At 34.7% G+C, this 16,674-nt stretch carries 13 protein-coding genes and 1 other annotated feature (1 of these 14 cut by a window edge); of the genes, 7 read left to right on the top strand and 6 right to left on the bottom strand.

Going from position 1 to position 16,674, the window contains the following annotated elements; translation table 11 throughout:
• Positions 1 to 97 (top strand) — a binding site (T-box leader) (it extends 121 nt beyond the left edge of the window).
• A 91-nt stretch (positions 98 to 188) separates the two neighbouring features.
• Together proS and C2I06_RS13565 are read left to right on the top strand one after the other, a co-directional pair.
• Positions 189 to 1,622, top strand: coding sequence for a proline--tRNA ligase (gene proS, locus C2I06_RS13570; protein WP_123258209.1), 1,434 nt, complete (start codon positions 189 to 191; stop codon positions 1,620 to 1,622).
• A 220-nt stretch (positions 1,623 to 1,842) separates the two neighbouring features.
• A complete protein-coding gene (locus tag C2I06_RS13565; RefSeq protein ID WP_249928219.1) occupies positions 1,843 to 2,838 on the top strand; it encodes a TraX family protein in 996 nt (331 codons plus the stop codon).
• Here the strand turns inward: C2I06_RS13565 and C2I06_RS13560 are convergent.
• From C2I06_RS13560 to C2I06_RS13540, 5 genes are all read right to left on the bottom strand, one after another.
• Positions 2,794 to 3,672 carry a cation diffusion facilitator family transporter gene (locus C2I06_RS13560; protein ID WP_123258208.1) on the bottom strand — a complete coding sequence of 293 codons (879 nt, stop codon included), beginning with the start codon at positions 3,670 to 3,672 and terminating at the stop codon, positions 2,794 to 2,796. The genes C2I06_RS13565 and C2I06_RS13560 overlap by 45 nt on opposite strands.
• Before the next feature lie 196 nt (positions 3,673 to 3,868).
• The gene (gene rsiV, locus C2I06_RS13555; protein ID WP_095330344.1) at positions 3,869 to 4,720 is read right to left on the bottom strand and encodes an anti-sigma-V factor RsiV; all 852 of its coding nucleotides are present in this window, start codon (positions 4,718 to 4,720) and stop codon (positions 3,869 to 3,871) included.
• A 12-nt stretch (positions 4,721 to 4,732) separates the two neighbouring features.
• On the bottom strand, positions 4,733 to 5,218 hold the full coding sequence (locus tag C2I06_RS13550; RefSeq protein WP_123258207.1) for an RNA polymerase sigma factor SigV: 486 nt from the start codon (positions 5,216 to 5,218) through the stop codon (positions 4,733 to 4,735).
• Between the two features lie 181 nt (positions 5,219 to 5,399).
• Positions 5,400 to 7,601, bottom strand: a complete 2,202-nt coding sequence (locus C2I06_RS13545; protein ID WP_123258206.1) for an MMPL family transporter — start codon at positions 7,599 to 7,601, stop codon at positions 5,400 to 5,402.
• A gap of 121 nt (positions 7,602 to 7,722) precedes the next feature.
• Positions 7,723 to 8,352 carry a TetR/AcrR family transcriptional regulator gene (locus tag C2I06_RS13540; protein WP_095330346.1) on the bottom strand — a complete coding sequence of 210 codons (630 nt, stop codon included), beginning with the start codon at positions 8,350 to 8,352 and terminating at the stop codon, positions 7,723 to 7,725.
• A 369-nt stretch (positions 8,353 to 8,721) separates the two neighbouring features.
• Between C2I06_RS13540 and adhE the strand changes: the two genes are divergently transcribed.
• Positions 8,722 to 11,334: a bifunctional acetaldehyde-CoA/alcohol dehydrogenase gene (gene adhE / locus C2I06_RS13535; protein WP_123258205.1), complete on the top strand. Its 2,613-nt coding sequence runs from the start codon at positions 8,722 to 8,724 to the stop codon at positions 11,332 to 11,334.
• A 57-nt stretch (positions 11,335 to 11,391) separates the two neighbouring features.
• On the opposite strand, the gene C2I06_RS13530 is transcribed toward adhE, so the two are convergent.
• Positions 11,392 to 12,417: an HD-GYP domain-containing protein gene (locus C2I06_RS13530; RefSeq protein ID WP_095330348.1), complete on the bottom strand. Its 1,026-nt coding sequence runs from the start codon at positions 12,415 to 12,417 to the stop codon at positions 11,392 to 11,394.
• Positions 12,418 to 12,663: 246 nt separating this feature from the next.
• Here C2I06_RS13530 and C2I06_RS13525 point away from each other — a divergent pair, with 246 nt between their 5' ends.
• The 4 genes from C2I06_RS13525 (at position 12,664) to uvrB (ending at position 16,671) form a co-directional block, all read left to right on the top strand.
• Positions 12,664 to 12,951 (top strand): hypothetical protein, encoded by a 288-nt coding sequence (locus C2I06_RS13525; RefSeq protein WP_217279708.1) that lies wholly within the window; start codon positions 12,664 to 12,666, stop codon positions 12,949 to 12,951.
• Positions 12,952 to 13,164: 213 nt separating this feature from the next.
• Complete coding sequence (locus C2I06_RS13520; protein ID WP_095330349.1) at positions 13,165 to 14,031, top strand: STAS domain-containing protein; 867 nt, start codon at positions 13,165 to 13,167, stop codon at positions 14,029 to 14,031.
• A 12-nt stretch (positions 14,032 to 14,043) separates the two neighbouring features.
• The gene (locus C2I06_RS13515) at positions 14,044 to 14,277 is read left to right on the top strand and encodes a CsbA family protein (RefSeq protein ID WP_095330350.1); all 234 of its coding nucleotides are present in this window, start codon (positions 14,044 to 14,046) and stop codon (positions 14,275 to 14,277) included.
• Between the two features lie 414 nt (positions 14,278 to 14,691).
• Complete coding sequence (gene uvrB / locus C2I06_RS13510; RefSeq protein WP_123258204.1) at positions 14,692 to 16,671, top strand: excinuclease ABC subunit UvrB; 1,980 nt, start codon at positions 14,692 to 14,694, stop codon at positions 16,669 to 16,671.
• Positions 16,672 to 16,674: the final 3 nt, after the last annotated feature.

The raw sequence follows: 16,674 nt of genomic DNA, 5'->3' as shown, positions 1-16,674 counted from the left end.
TTGTTTAAGAAGATTCAGCGGTTCAATACCGTTAACATGGAAGAGTGTAAAGCTTTGCTTTGAATTAGGGTGGTACCGCCATTATTTGGTCCCTAATGAATAGCAACGCTTTTTTTTTATGGTCTTTTTCTAAGAAAGATCGCTTGAAATACGTTTAAAAACACAGATAAAATAGGAGGCCCTTTAAAATGGCGAAGGATTTTGTAAAAAGCATTACTAGCATGGAAGATGATTTTGCCCAGTGGTATACAGATGTAGTGACAAAAGCGGAACTAATCGATTATTCAAGTGTAAGAGGTTCGATGATTATTCGACCTTATGGAACAGCGATTTGGGAGAATATTAAAGAAGCATTAGATAAACGTATTAAAGAAACAGGGCATGAAAATGTTTATATGCCATTATTTATTCCAGAAAGCCTTTTACAACGAGAAAAAGATCATATTGAGGGATTCGCACCAGAAGTAGCATGGGTTACACATGGCGGAGACGAGAAACTAGCAGAAAGACTTTGTGTGCGCCCAACATCAGAAGTGCTTTTTGCAGAGCATTATAAAAATATTATTCATTCCTATCGTGATCTTCCTAAGCTATATAATCAGTGGGCTAATGTTGTGCGTTGGGAAAAGACGACACGTCCATTCTTACGTACTTTAGAATTTTTATGGCAAGAAGGTCATACATGTCATGAAACGGAAGAGGATGCAGATAGAGAAACAATTCAAATGCTTCAGGTCTATGCAGAAATATGCGAAAAGTACTTGGCACTTCCAGTGATCAAAGGGCGTAAAACAGAAAAAGAAAAGTTTGCAGGCGCGAAATACACCTATACGATTGAAAGCTTGATGCATGACGGCAAAGCATTGCAATCAGGTACTTCGCATAATCTCGGCGATGGCTTTGCAAAATCCTTTGGAATTCAGTTCTCGGACAGAGATGGCAACTTGCAGCATGTTCAGCAGACATCATGGGGCTTTACGACAAGAATCATTGGTGCCATGATTATGGTTCATGGGGATGACCGCGGCTTAGTCGTACCGCCAATGATTGCACCAACACAAGTGATGATCGTACCAATTGCCCAGCATAAGGAAGGGGTATTGGATTTTGCCTACGATTTACAGAAGAAACTAAGTAATTCGATCCGCGTTGGTATTGATGCAAGTGATAAAAAGCCAGGCTGGAAATTTAATGAGTATGAAATGAAGGGAATTCCTCTCCGTCTAGAAGTGGGACCAAAAGATATCGAGAAAAATCAAGTGGTTCTTGTGAGAAGAGATACTGGAGAGAAACAATTTGTCTCTATGGATGGATTAGAAGAAACAATTACACAATTATTAACGGATATCCAAGACAACTTGTTAAAGAAAGCCACAGATCATAGAGAAGAAAACACTCATACTGCTGTAAATTTTGATGAATTTAAACAGTTGACGGCAAAAGAAAAGCCAGGATTTATTAAAGCCATGTGGTGTGAAGATCAAGCGTGTGAAGATAAAATAAAGGAAGAAACAAGTGCAACATCTAGATGTATGCCTTTTGAGCAAGAAAAAATCGCTGACACTTGTGTATGCTGTGGCAAAAAAGCAAATAAATTAGTCTATTGGGCTAAAGCATATTAATATTTTTGCCTAAATCAAATGGATAGTAAAAACGAGCAATTTGGATCTCGAAAATATGAAGATGTTCTAATAAAAAAGCTGAAATTTATGTAAAGGTTGGTAAAGTAAGATCATCTACTTTACCAACCATGAAATTCTAAGTTTAAATATAAAAAAGCACTAAATGACAAATATAAAGCACCTAGTTGTATAGGTGCTTTTCTTCATTAAGGAGATGATCATGACTACTACTTTAATAAAAATAATAGCTTTAATTTTTATGCTAATAGATCATATAGGGGAATTTATCCCTGGTACTCCAGTATATTTAAGATGGGGAGGGAGAATAGCAGCACCGATTTTTATTTATTTTGTGATAATAGGTATGACTCACACCTCTAATAAACATCGATATCTCTTCCGTTTGTATATTGCTAGTGTTATCATGGCTTGCGTTAATGTGTTTATTAATCAAAATTATAATACGGGAGTAGGATTAACTAATAATTTTTTTGCGACATTATTTACGGTTGCATTGTTAATTTATGTAATCGATAAGAGAAGTTGGAGATATTTTAGTATCTACTTAATATGGCAGATGATAAGTACTGTGCTTTCTACCCTCATTACAGAAATATTTATATTAAATACAGCTCTGAGATATCCTTTTTATGGAGCTATATTTGGAAATGTAATATATGTAGAAGGGGGAATCTTGTTCGTTTTATTAGGTGTTGTCTTTTATTTATTTAGAAATAAAAAACAATTAGTAATAAGCTATTCAATTTATTGCCTTTTTATCTTTTTAGTATATAAAAAATGGGGAGGCAGTTTAAATCCGTTTTCACAATTTTTACTTCCGTTTGCAGACTTCCAATGGATGATGATTTTAGCTTTGCCATTGCTCTATTTTTATAATGGGGAAAAAGGAGTTGGCTTAAAATATTTTTTTATCTCTTTTATCCAATACATATTACCATTTTATATTTTATTGGAGGGGAAAAATAGTATTACTGTAAGCCAGCTCAATGAGAGTTGGCTATTTTCTCACTCTATACACAGCAATCAAAAAAAGCAAAGGACAGAATTAGCTATAGTGAGGAAAATTATTCCTTTTTATATTGTGGAATACTTACATAAGTCAATCTTCAGCTTTCTCCGTTATACTTCTAAATACTATTCATTCGTTTCTTTACTGGGTTTCTTCGTCTGGCTCAATATGGACATGAACCTCTAACACATTAAATTCATTTATTAAGGCATTTTCTACGGCTGAAGAGATATCATGGGCGTGAGTAATATCTAGCTGCTGGTTAACGGTAATGACGACATCCACGACTGGGTTATTGCCATAATTTCTTGCTTTAATTTCTTTAACAGCTTTAACGCCATCTGTATGTAAAATGGTCTTTTTATATTTATCAATCAATAAAACGTCAAAACCATCTGTCAGATAATGAGTGGTTTCTCGGAAAATTCCCCAAGCTGTTTTACAAATTAACAGGCCGACAATACAGGCCGCTAGCGGATCTAAAAATCCCAAGTTTAATTGTGCTCCAAAAATACCGACAGCAGTACCAAAACTAACCATCGAATCAGAAAAATTATCTTTCGCTGCTGCTTTTACAGCTTGGCTATTTATTTTTTTTCCCAATCGTAAATTGATCCGATAGACAAAGAACATAACAGCACCACAGGCGATAGCTGTATATGCTGCCACTAAATCAGGTGCTTGTCTAGAATGAGTAAAGAAGGAAGAGATTGCTTGGTATAATACTTGTAATCCAACACTCATCATAATAAAGGAAGCAATTAACGAAGCAACAGTTTCCGCTTTCCAATGGCCATAAGGATGGTCTTTATCAGCTGGTTTTTGAGATAGCCGCAACCCGATTAAAACGGCAACAGAAGCAATAATATCGGTGAAATTATTCCATCCATCTGCTTTTAAAGCTTGCGAATCAGTGCTATTTCCAATAATTAATTTCACTGATGCTAAAATAATATATGTAATAATGCTTAATATCGCGGCTCGTTCTCCGAGCTTTAAGTCTGCATATTTTTTATCCATTGCAAATGCCTCCTTAACTACCTCACTAATCATATCAAGTCACTATAGGGTGGGTCTAGAGCAACGTTTTTATACCTATCAACAAAAGTATGAGGAAGAGAAAACAGTTTGCCAGAGGAAAACTTTTCAATTATAAAAGAAGAAAAGTCAGAGGGAAAGAATAAATCCTCTCCTCTGACTTATCAATGATAACCAATTATCTTATATATAAATCACTTACTAAATAATCCTTTATCACATCGGATGGAATGGGAAATTCAACTGTCCCCATATACCCTGGTGCTACTTCGTATTCATTAAAGCAAATGACCAATTGATGCTGTTTGTTTATATAGAAATTTTGGTATGGATCGATTTTATCAAACCCTTCTGGATCGGTATCACTTTTTACAAAATAGCTTCCGATGTCTGCTTTCATTTGCTTGTTCATTTCATGTAAAATGTACGAACTGATAGCATCAATGTAAGAATCATCTTTAAATAGACTTGGTAATGTGATTAACAGTTCGTTTTGTTTATCGATCGTATCATAGCGAATAGATTCTGCAGCAGATGCTTTTGTTTCGATCGTATATCGACCAAGCGATAATAACAAATCATCATCTGTTTTAACGATATAGCCACTTTCGAGCGAGTAGTTTCCATTATCATTTGCTGTTTCTTGCATAAATTTAGAATAAAGCTCTTTTGATTCTTGAACGTATTGTTGGTTTAATGTCTGAGAAAGAGTTTTATTCTCTAAGCCAGTTACTTCAGGCGTTTTAATATCTAGCTCACTATTCTTCTTCGTTTCTTTCCATTCTGTTATTGTAACGACCTTAATGACTTTGTTTAAAAAAGGTATATCTGATAAGGTGCTTGCTGCTGCCGGACTTATATTGACCGTTGTAATGAATAAAAGGATGGAAGCAGCTAAGAAGATAGCGTTTTTTGAAATTCTTCTCAAAGTACGATATCGTTTAATCGATCTATGTGTCTGTTTCTCCAGTTCATTTGGTATGGGTATATTCAAATAATCCTTTTTCATCTTTTCTAATTTTCTATCCATTTTATTCCTCCACTATTTCATTTCTATACGAAGTATTTTTAGTGCCTTATAAAGTTTTGTTTTTACTGTATTTATATTTTCATCTAGTACAGAAGCAATTTCTTCGAGCTTTAAGTCTTCAAAAAAACGAAGAATCACAATGGTTTTATAGGATGGTGGAAGCTGATTCATTGCTTGTTCTAAATCTAAATTTTTGTAAGTATCGACAGAACTTGAAGCAAGCACTTCTAAACTGTCATCGTCTGCCACATACCAACGTTTCTTTTTTCGTAAAAAATCAAGAGAGGTTGTAGCGACAATTCGATAAAACCAACTTTTCATCATAGCAGTATCTTTTAATTGATGTTGTTTTCTTAACGCTTTATGAATAGAGTCTTGTACAATATCTAAGGCATCTTCTTGATTCCGTACATAAGAGTAAGCAAATCGATAGAAGCTTTCCTTCTGATCCATAATAAATGTAATTAACTCCGTTTCTTTTTTATTTTTGTTTAACATAGAAGAGCTCCTTTATGGAAGAAATACGTAATAACTTAAGTTTTACAAGGAATAGACGTATGGAAAGGGGATTTTGTTTTAAGAAAATCAAATAAATTAAAAAAAGGAAGGATAAAACGGAAAAGAGAGAAGAAAATCCTCCAAGCTTTCTGGTGAGACAGCACTTGGAGGAATAAATAATCTATTCTTTTTCTTTTACATGTAGTTTCTTGCTTGGCCAAAAGGCAGCATTTCCTAATAGGGAAGTTATTCCAGGCACTAAAAATGGTCTTACAATAAAGGTATCCAGCACAATTCCGATTGCAGTTATGGTTCCAAAATGGACAAGTACTTGCATTGGTAAAGTCGTTAGTACCATAAAGGTAGCGGCTAAAATGACTCCAGCAGAAGTAATAACGCCGCCAGATTCTGCTACACCTTCTTTCACCGCTTGTAAGAGAGGCTTTTCTTTGCTTTTCTTCCATATGCTTGAAATCATGAATATATTATAATCTTCTCCTAATGCCACAATAAATACAAAGGAGTATAGCGGAATTAAACCTTGAATTGCCTCTACTCCAAATCCATAGTGAAGGATAATCCAGCCCAATCCTAATGCGCTAAAATAGGAAAGCAGAACGGTCGCAATCAAATAGATGGTTGCCGTTATAGAGCGTAGATAAATAAGTAAAAGGATGGCAATCATGGCTAAAATAACAGGAATGATCATTTGCGCATCATCATTTGTTAATTCTCTTGTATCATATTGCTCTGCAGTAATTCCAGCAATCCAAACATTATCGTTCGCATTTTTGATTCCATTCTCCTGAAGCGTTTCTTCCAATGTTTCCCGAATTATTGGTAGTTTATCCATCGCTTCATTTGAATAAGGATTCGTTTGAAGCTCCACTGAATATTTGATTAAATCAGGATTCTTCTTTCCTGCTTCACTCTCTGAAACCTTTGCGATAAAATCTAATTGCTTCAAGGATTCCTCGACTTTTACAGCTTCTCCTTCGGTGTTAATAATAACCGATACGGGAGCAAGTTCCCCTGCATTAAAATGATCTTCAATTAAAGTATAGCCTTCTCTTGAGGGCATATCATCCGGAAATGAGGATAATAAGTCATACGTATACTCCGTTTTAAGGGAAAAAAGAGCAAAAATTCCAAGTAATATTGTCGTGAGAATCGTCACTTTCCATGGATGTTTTGTTACTACCTTACCAATCGCGGTTCCGAGTGATTTTCTTTTTTTCGCTGTTTTTTTAATGCCCTTTTTTGCTAATAATTCTTCTGTTCTAGGAACGAATGGATAAAAAGACAGTCTGCCGATAATAGCTAAAATGGCAGGGACAATACTTAAACTAGCTATCATCATTATGAGAATAGATATGCTAAATGGAATGGCAAATCGGTGAACTGCCCCATATTGAGCTAATAATAATGCAATGAGGGAGAAAAATACTGTTAAACCACTCATCGCCACGGCTCCGCCAGAACGTTTTAAGGCTTTTTGCATCGCAATTTCCTTTACTGATTCTTGTGTTAGTAACGTACGATATCTACTGATAATGAATAAACAATAGTCTGTACCAGCTCCAAAAAGCAATACGGTCATAATAGCAATGCTTTGAGAATCAAATTCAATCCACCTTGACTCACCTAAGAAGCCAAGTAAAGGACTGATAACTCCATAAGCGATTCCAACTCCGATTAGCGGGATTAAAGCTAATACTGGAGAACGATATATGACAAGCAAACAAATTAAAACTATCATGACTGTGCCAATGAGTAATGATAAGTCACCTTGGCTAAACAGCTCTGTCGCGTCAATAGAGATACCTACTGGACCGGTTGTTCTTGCGTGCAATTTTGTTTCGTCTTTTATAGAGGTGTTAAAAGGATTTTCTCCCCATAAGTCACTTGCAGCCGTTTCTAATTCCTGAATACCAGTCTTCAGTTCGCTTGTAGCTAAATTATTCTCAAATAAAAGCGGGAGAACGAATGTTGTTCCATCTTCAGAAATTTGTCGCTTTACTGCTTCTATCGGTAGTTGATGATAGGGAATAATCATTTCTTGATGGATTAGCGGTTTCTCTGTTAGTTGTTTGGTAAGCTCTTGGATTTGTTGTAAATCTTGATCAGATAATCCTGTTGATCGATACCAAGCAATTAATGCAGGTGTTCCTTGTTCATTGGGAAATTCCTCTTTCATTTTTTCCTCTGCCTGCTGTGATAAAGCAGTAGTGGGAATATTTCTAGCTAAATCATTTTTCTGTGAGCTAGCCTGAGGTAAAAACATGCTTACTATCCCGACAAGGAGAAGCCAGGCAATTAAAGTAATCCACTTTCCCTTTTTACTAGTTACTGCAGTAAAATATTGCTGAATATAATGTTTCATTTTTCCACTCCTTAAAGACGCAACTTATCAATCGATAAGTAAGATGTAAAACAAACTTATCACTTGATAAGTTGAGTATATAGTTAATACAGAAAGAAATGAAGTGTTTTTTACAAAATCATTACCTATCTACTAGGCCAAACAAAAATAAATGAACAATTAACTTTGCCTTTCGCTGGATTTCCTTTTTTTGTTGATTAGAAGATAGTTCTTTCATATAAGAAGGCTGCATCGCTGTTTGAATATATTGAAGAAACATCAAGGCAATTTCTTGGCTATTACTTTCTATTTTATTGTAGGAAATATTTGCATTGTTTTTTTCCTCTTGATCAAATACTTGTATAATGGGGTTCAAAAATCCTTCCTGCCAGCGAATTCTTAAATGTGTTTGGACATCAGCCGGCATTTCATGCTGTAAGTCATGAAACATTTGCATTAAATCCTCTTGATAATTTTCTAAAAAGTAAATAGCAATTTGATAGAGACATTCTTGAAGATTCTCGAATTTTTTCGTAATGTTTAAGAGAGCTTGTTCGGTTTGTTTTATAGACGCATTAATTACTTCTTTATAAATATCTTGTTTATTTTTGAAATGATGATATAAGGCTGGTTGTGTAATTCCACAATGTTCTGCAATCATTCTTGTACTAACCTTTCGATATCCTAATTCCATAAATAGCTGATAGGAAACATGGATAATGAACTGATAGGTATCATGATTGGTACTCGACCTAACTATTTTTTTATTCACATTGTAAACCCTTTCATTGTTGAATTTATCACATTTAATATTATAGAAAAAATAAGGGGATATTTCAAATTTGTATAAAATGTGAACGACATTGTGAAAATATGAACAAATTTATTTAAATAGGCTTGAAGGTTTTCACAAGTCGTTATATGATAAGCGTGTAAAGAAAAACTAACGAGAATTTGCAAACAAGCAACAAGAACTGTAAGTTGGTAGGAAAATTAAACTACTATATTAGTAGTTTTTCTTTAAAGAACAATTTGTGAAATATTTCACAAATTAACTGCTTTTATAAAGTGGTTTTTTCTTTAAAGTAATATGTGAAAAAATTCACATAATTATCATTCTCTATAATTGGAGGGATCTACGATGTCAGTTGTTGAAAAAGAAGTAAAAGGGAAAAATGAACAAGTTGATGTGCAAGCAGTTATTGATGAAATGGCTGTGAAAGGAAAAAGAGCACTAAAGGAATTTATGTCCTTAGATCAAGAGCAAGTAGATGAAATAGTAAAAGCAATGGCTCTTGCTGGCTTAGATAAACATATGTATTTAGCTAAACTAGCAGTAGAAGAAACCGGAAGAGGCATTTATGAAGATAAAATAACAAAGAATATATTCTCTACAGAATATATATACCACAATATTAAATATGATCGTACAGTTGGGGTAATAAATGAGGATCAACAAACAGGAATTGTCGAAATCGCTGATCCAGTTGGAGTGATTGCAGGAGTAACACCTGTTACAAACCCTACCTCTACTACAATGTTTAAAGCTATTATTGCTATTAAAACACGGAATCCAATTATTTTTGCTTTCCATCCTTCTGCACAGAAATGCAGTAGTGAAGCAGCTAGAATCTTAAGAGATGCAGCTGTAAAAGCAGGGGCACCAGAAAACTGTATTCAATGGGTTGAAAAACCTTCCATTGAAACAACAAAAGCATTAATGAACCATAATGATATCGCACTAATTCTTGCAACTGGTGGACCAGGAATGGTTAAATCTGCATACAGTTGTGGCAAACCAGCACTGGGAGTTGGAGCTGGTAACGTACCTTGTTATATTGAAAAAACAGCAAAAGTTAAAAGAGCAGTCACTGATTTAATTCTTTCTAAAACATTTGATAATGGAATGATTTGTGCCTCTGAACAAGCAGTAATCATTGATAAAGAAATCTATGAAGAAGTGAAAGATTTATTAGTTCGTAATAGCTGTTATTTCTTAAATAAAGAGGAATTAGCCAAAGTAGAAAAACTAGTAATTAATGAAAACACATGTGCTGTAAATCCTGATATCGTTGGTAAATCTGCTCATTATATCGCAGGATTGGCAGGAGTAAAAGTTCCGGAAGATACCAAAATCCTACTTGCGGAATTAGAGGGTGTGGGACCAAATTACCCGCTATCAAGAGAAAAATTAAGTCCAGTCCTTGCATGCTATAAAGTTGAATCAACAGAAGAAGGAATCAAACGTGCAGAAGAAATGCTAGAATTCGGCGGATTAGGACACTCAGCAGTTATTCACTCTGAAGATCCAAAAGTAATCGAAAGCTTTGCGCTAAGAATGAAAGCATGCCGAATTATTAACAACGCTCCATCTTCTCAAGGTGCGATCGGTGATATCTACAATGCTTTCATGCCATCTTTAACACTTGGCTGTGGATCTTATGGTAAAAACTCTGTATCTACTAACGTAACAGACATTCATTTATTGAATGTAAAAAAACTAGCAAAAAGGAATGTAAATATGCAATGGTTTAAAGTTCCATCAAAAATCTATTTTGAGAAAAACTCTGTACAGTATTTACAAAAAATGAAGGACATTTCTAGAGTGTTTATCGTAACTGATCCATATATGGTCAAATTCGGATATGTTGATAAATTACTTTATAACTTAAGAAAACGTTCAAATCTAGTGCAAGTAGAAGTATTTTCCGATGTAGAGCCAGATCCATCTATTGAAACAGTTGTTAGAGGAACAGAAATGATGGCTAAATTCCAGCCGGATTGCATTATCGCTCTTGGTGGGGGTTCTCCAATGGATGCAGCGAAAGGAATGTGGTTATTCTATGAACATCCAGATGAAGAGTTCTTTGGCTTAAAGCAAAAGTTCTTAGATATCCGCAAAAGAGTATATAAATATCCATCATTGGGTGGAAAAGCTAAATTTGTGGCAATTCCAACTACCTCTGGTACTGGATCTGAAGTAACATCTTTTGCGGTTATTACCGATAAAGAGCAAAATATTAAATATCCTTTAGCAGATTATGAGTTAACACCAGATGTAGCAATCATTGATCCGCAATTTGTGATGACAGTTCCACCATCCGTTACAGCAGATACAGGGATGGACGTACTAACACATGCTGTGGAGGCGTATGTATCAAATATGGCAAATGACTATACAGATGCATTAGCAGTTAAAGCTGTTCAATTGATCTTTGAATATTTACCAAGAGCTTATCGTAATGGAAATGATGAAGAAGCACGTGAAAAAGTGCATAATGCTTCTACGATCGCCGGTATGGCATTTGCAAATGCGTTCTTAGGAATTAACCATAGCTTGGCACATAAATTAGGAGCCGAATTCCATATCGCACATGGCCGTTCTAATGCAATTTTATTGCCACATGTTATCAGATATAATGCTGAGAAACCAAAAAAATTCATGTCATTCCCTAAATATGAATATTTTAAAGCAGATGAACGTTATGCGGATCTTGCTAGAATTCTTGGATTGCCGGCTAATACAGTTGAACAAGGTGTAGACAACTTTGTAAAGGCAGTAATCAGACTAGGGAAAGAACTGAATATTCCAATGAGTATTGCTGCACAAGGCGTAGATGCAAAAGAATTCGAAGCAAAAGTGGATTATTTAGCGGACCGGGCCTTTGAAGATCAATGTACAACAGCTAACCCTAAATTACCATTAGTTACAGAGTTAGCAGATATTTATCGTAAAGCCTATAAAGGGGTTTAAAAAATCCTCGAATAATAAAAATGGTCAAATCACTCGTGATTTGACCATTTTTATTATTCAATTTGCTAATCCAGTAATCTTTAAAGAGGAAGTCCTGCGTAAATCAATATAGGAATCCTTTAGTCGAATCAATGGTAAATGAGGTTCATTTTGATGAATAAAGATAATTTCTGCTGTTTCATTATTAGATAGCATGACTTTTTTAAAGAGCTGCTTCCTCATGATGAAATTGGTAAATGGAATAACAATAGCTGGATTTAAAGCATTTCCATAGGATTCACTCATTAATTCATCAATAGCTTCAATGTAGGTTTTCTTGTCTTTATACGTATTAGCAGTACACATGCTATTAAATTTGTCTGCAACGGAAACAATTTGGATCAAGAAAGGAATATCCTTTTCTGTACGCTGAGAGGGGTAGCCTCTGCCATTTATTTTTTCATGATGTAACAGAGCAGTTCGCGATATTAATATATCCAATTGTGGTACTTGAAATAAAATACTTTTTCCATAGATTGTGTGTTTTTGCATTTCTTTATATTCTGTTTGTGTTAAACGAGCAGATGCCTTTAAAATAGATGAATCCAACTTTAACATTCCGATATCATGAAATAATCCCATCTGACTAAGCAGATGGCATTGCTTTTTAGGCAATCCTAAAATCTTCCCAATAATGGCGGAAAGGATTCCAACATTTATACTATGCTGGTAAATATAATCATTCGGTGAGACTTCTTTATGAAGAATTTCTAAAATTGCTAATTCTTGAAGAGAAGAATCAATGATGTCTTTAAAGCCAGTTAAGAGTTTTTCCACCGTGCTGTTATCTTGTTCCATAATGCGATGGAAAGTTTCTTTTACCTCATCTAGCAAATTAGTAAATTCCTTATTATCGGAGGAGGTAGCGGTTTCATCTGTAGGTTCAATAACATCAAATGGATTAACCTGATGCTTTGTAAGTAATTCAACATGCTTCTTGGTTAAGATGGAGTCCTTTTTAAGTAGAAGTAAGCCTTCAATAGAGTTTGAATAAACATCCTTTTTTATACGATACCCAACAATATCCATAGTTCCTTTTCCCATATTAATTGTCTCCTTTACATAATGGCTATATATTGCTGCCTCGCATCCCCTTATTAGTAAATATTACCTTAGCTCCATCATAGATAAAACGGACTTTTTGACTAGTTATCGCACTTCTTATTGCCTATTTTAGTAGAAATTACTAGGGAGTAAGGCCTTCTGTATATTTTTCCTATTATAATAGCTATATATTTACCAAATAGAATAGAAGAAGATGCATAGATACATAGAGAGAGGAGCGGAAGGATGAAGAGGAGTCGAGTGAATAAAAATACATATTCTTTACATAAGGAAAAGAAATATCAACATCATATTAATTTCATTCATAATGAATTGAGGAATTATCGTACGATTGATATACCAAATCGTACGATAATCATTAAGAATCAGGATTTGGAAGATTGGATTGTGGAAGAGTTAAGTCCTGAAGAACTAGATGAAATTATTGTATTGCTAGAACAAGCTAAGAAAAGAGCATCTTCTGTGAAACCAATCTTTCAAGTGATTGCAACAAGCTTGTTAAAAATTACATAAGGATTCTGTTTTTAATAAAAGGCTTCTTGCTTGTTTCACTATGTGGAGAACTATATAATAGTATATATTTATCAATAAACACTAGACCGGATTTTAAGAAAAAGAGTAGAAAATCAAAATAGACAGTTGTGAATGCTTCTGTTATTGTATTGTAAGAAATAGCCATATAGAAACCTAATGAAGCCTTGTTTCTTGAATTAGGAGGAGAATTAGTTGGAACCTTGTATGCAAAGTTTATATACTTATTTAAATGACCATCTTGTTGATATGCGTAAAGAGTGGCTAAGCATGATAGAAAATAGTGATTCATCCTTTTATTCAGTCCATAAATCAGCAGAGAATATGGCAGAACTAATTACCGCCCATCAAACTCTTTTAGAAAATGTAATAAAGGTTTTTATTGAGGAAGAAGAAGTATATTCAGCAAATATTTCTGAATGGGCTCTTAAAGTTGCAGAAAAGCGGGCGAAAGACTTAGTACCAATTTTAGAATCAATTGAACAGCTTAACACGGTTAAAGGCATTCTTTTATCATATGTAGAGAAATTTTCTGCGGAGACTACTGCTCATTTAACAATTCCTACACTCTTTGAATGGATACGATTAATTCATTATGCATTTGATTTATTTGTAAATATTTTTATTGGTTCTTACGATAAATATAAATTTCAGCAATTAACGGCACAGCAAGAAACTATATATGAATTAAGCAGCCCAGTTATTCCAATTACGGAGGGAATTGGTGTTATTCCATTAATCGGCGATATTGATACAAAGCGAGCGCAATTAATTATGGAGAATACACTAAAGGAATGTAACGAGAAACGATTTAATCACTTATTTATTGATTTATCGGGTGTGCCCCTAATTGATACAATGGTTGCGCATCAAATTTTCCAAGTGATTCATGCTTTACGATTAATTGGTGTCAAAGGTTATCTTTCAGGATTAAGACCAGAGGTGGCACAAACAGCTATTCAACTAGGTGTAGATTTTAGCCAGATACCAATATTTAATAATTTAGCAAGTGCACTAGGGAAATTTGGATTAACGGTCAATGAAGTGAAATTTGTTAAATAGAGGTGTATATAGATGGGGAAATATATAGCTGCACTATTTTTCCCGTGCCTATTGGTAATCCTTTTTTCAAAAGCAACCTATTATCCAATTATTGGTTTAGTCTTAACCGTTGCTTTAATTGCTGCTTCGGTTTACAGAGGATATACGGATACATTTTTATTAATTGTCGTTGATGCTTTTTCTATGACTATTGGTTATATGATCAGTAGAAATTGGAAAGAGAGATTAGCAAGTAAGGATACTTAATAGAAGAAATATAAAAAAGAATAGAGAAGAAGAATGACTAAACGATTTTCCGTCGATAAAGAGGATAGGTATTTCGTATAGTCATTTTTTTATAGGGAAATGTTTTTCGTCCTAATCAAATTATGTTCAAAAATAAATCGAATGTTTGTTCTCTTTTTTGTGGTTTGAAATGGAAGGTTTGTGGTAGAATGATGTTATATTGATTACATAGGTAGGAATTAAAGAAAGAAATGGTTAAAAATCGTCTTTTCATTTTGTTGTTTTCCTTAATTTGTTGCTTTTTGTTTTTGCGGAGAATTTGAATCCTTAAAACAACAGAGTGTACGAAAATAGCTAATATCGTGGAGTATTAACATAAAGCAGCAATGGAATAGATGAATAAACAGGCGTGTGTATAGATCGGAGGATGGTTTAGTGAGTCATGATTTTGAATTAGTTTCGAAGTATACTCCTCAAGGAGATCAGCCAGAAGCAATCAAAAAATTAGTCTCAGGTATACAAGCAGGAGAGAAGATTCAAACCTTGCTGGGGGCAACTGGGACGGGTAAAACGTTCACCATAAGCAATGTGATTAAAGAAGTTAAAAAGCCAACATTAATTATTGCTCACAATAAAACCTTAGCAGGTCAATTATATAGTGAGTTTAAAGAATTTTTTCCTAATAATGCAGTAGAATATTTTGTTAGCTACTATGATTATTACCAACCAGAGGCTTATGTCCCGCAAACGGATACGTTTATTGAAAAAGATGCAAGCATTAATGATGAAATTGATAAGCTCCGTCACTCAGCAACATCTTCCTTATTTGAAAGAGATGACGTAATAATTATTGCCAGTGTATCTTGTATATATGGATTAGGTTCTCCAGAAGAATATCGAGAAATGGTTGTATCATTAAGAACCGGTATGGAATTGGAAAGAAATCAATTGCTTCGTAAATTAGTGGATATTCAATACGATCGAAATGATATTGATTTTAAACGGGGAACTTTTCGTGTCCGTGGTGATGTAGTCGAAATTTTCCCAGCGTCCCGAGATGAACATTGTATAAGAGTCGAATTTTTTGGAGATGAAATTGACCGGATTCGGGAAGTGGATGCATTAACGGGTGAAATTTTAGGAGAACGAAATCATATTGCTATTTTTCCGGCGTCTCACTTCGTAACAAGAGAAGAGAAAATGAAAATAGCAATTGAAAACATTGAAAAAGAATTAGAAGAACGCTTAGAGCAATTAAGAGCAGATAATAAATTATTAGAGGCTCAGCGTCTAGAACAACGCTCACGCTATGATTTAGAAATGATGCGAGAAATGGGATTCTGTTCAGGAATAGAAAATTACTCAAGACATTTAACATTAAGACCTCCTGGATCTACTCCTTATACATTGCTGGATTATTTTCCAAAAGATTTCTTACTTGTGATTGACGAATCCCATGTTACGTTGCCGCAAATTAGAGGAATGTATAATGGAGACCAAGCGCGGAAAAACGTATTAGTTGAGCATGGTTTCCGCCTGCCTTCAGCTCTTGATAACCGCCCATTAACGTTCGGAGAATTTGAGAAGCATATTAATCAAATGATTTGTGTTTCTGCAACACCAGGACCATATGAAATCGAACATACTCCTGTTATGATTGAACAAATAATCCGTCCAACTGGGTTACTTGATCCAACCATTGATGTTCGTCCAATTGAAGGACAGATTGATGATTTAATAGCGGAAATCCATGAGAGAATGAAACGAAATGAACGGGTATTGGTAACAACACTGACGAAAAAAATGTCAGAGGATTTAACAGATTATCTAAAAGAAATAGGGATAAAAGTACAGTATCTACATTCCGAAGTAAAAACATTAGAACGGATTGAAATTATTCGAGAGTTACGTCTTGGGAAATACGATGTATTGGTAGGAATTAACCTATTGCGAGAAGGCTTGGATATTCCTGAAGTCTCACTCGTTACTATTTTGGATGCAGATAAGGAAGGGTTCCTTCGTTCAGAGCGGTCCCTTATTCAAACGATTGGACGGGCGGCGAGAAATTCTAATGGCCATGTCATCATGTACGCTGATAAGATTACCCATTCCATGGAAGTCGCTATCAGCGAAACGAAAAGACGTAGAGAAATTCAAGAAAAGTATAATGAAGAACATGGAATTACCCCGCAAACCATTCAAAAAGGAATTAGAGATACAATCCGTGCTACGCAAGCAGCAGAGGAGCCTGAAGAGTATGGAACAACTACAAAACTTGATAAATTAACGAAAAAAGAAAAAGAAGCAATGATCGCACAAATGGAAAACGAGATGAAAGAAGCAGCAAAAGCATTAAACTTCGAAAGAGCTGCAGAACTTCGCGATTTACTGCTTGAATTAAAGGCTGAGGGGTGAGAG

It is taken from the genome of Niallia circulans, from assembly GCF_003726095.1.
Classification (GTDB): domain Bacteria; phylum Bacillota; class Bacilli; order Bacillales; family Cytobacillaceae; genus Niallia; species Niallia circulans_A.
The sequence above is the reverse complement of the archived record's forward strand: the minus strand, read 5'-3'. Positions and strand labels throughout refer to the sequence as shown.

Coding starts and splice junctions, on each gene's coding strand:
- C2I06_RS13565 (WP_249928219.1), top strand. CDS start 1,843: ATGACTACTACTTTAATAAAAATAATAGCTTTAATTTTTATGCTAATA.
- C2I06_RS13550 (WP_123258207.1), bottom strand. CDS start 5,218: ATGTTAAACAAAAATAAAAAAGAAACGGAGTTAATTACATTTATTATG.
- proS (WP_123258209.1), top strand. CDS start 189: ATGGCGAAGGATTTTGTAAAAAGCATTACTAGCATGGAAGATGATTTT.
- adhE (WP_123258205.1), top strand. CDS start 8,722: ATGTCAGTTGTTGAAAAAGAAGTAAAAGGGAAAAATGAACAAGTTGAT.
- C2I06_RS13530 (WP_095330348.1), bottom strand. CDS start 12,417: ATGGGAAAAGGAACTATGGATATTGTTGGGTATCGTATAAAAAAGGAT.
- C2I06_RS13525 (WP_217279708.1), top strand. CDS start 12,664: ATGAAGAGGAGTCGAGTGAATAAAAATACATATTCTTTACATAAGGAA.
- C2I06_RS13515 (WP_095330350.1), top strand. CDS start 14,044: ATGGGGAAATATATAGCTGCACTATTTTTCCCGTGCCTATTGGTAATC.
- C2I06_RS13560 (WP_123258208.1), bottom strand. CDS start 3,672: ATGGATAAAAAATATGCAGACTTAAAGCTCGGAGAACGAGCCGCGATA.
- C2I06_RS13545 (WP_123258206.1), bottom strand. CDS start 7,601: ATGAAACATTATATTCAGCAATATTTTACTGCAGTAACTAGTAAAAAG.
- rsiV (WP_095330344.1), bottom strand. CDS start 4,720: ATGGATAGAAAATTAGAAAAGATGAAAAAGGATTATTTGAATATACCC.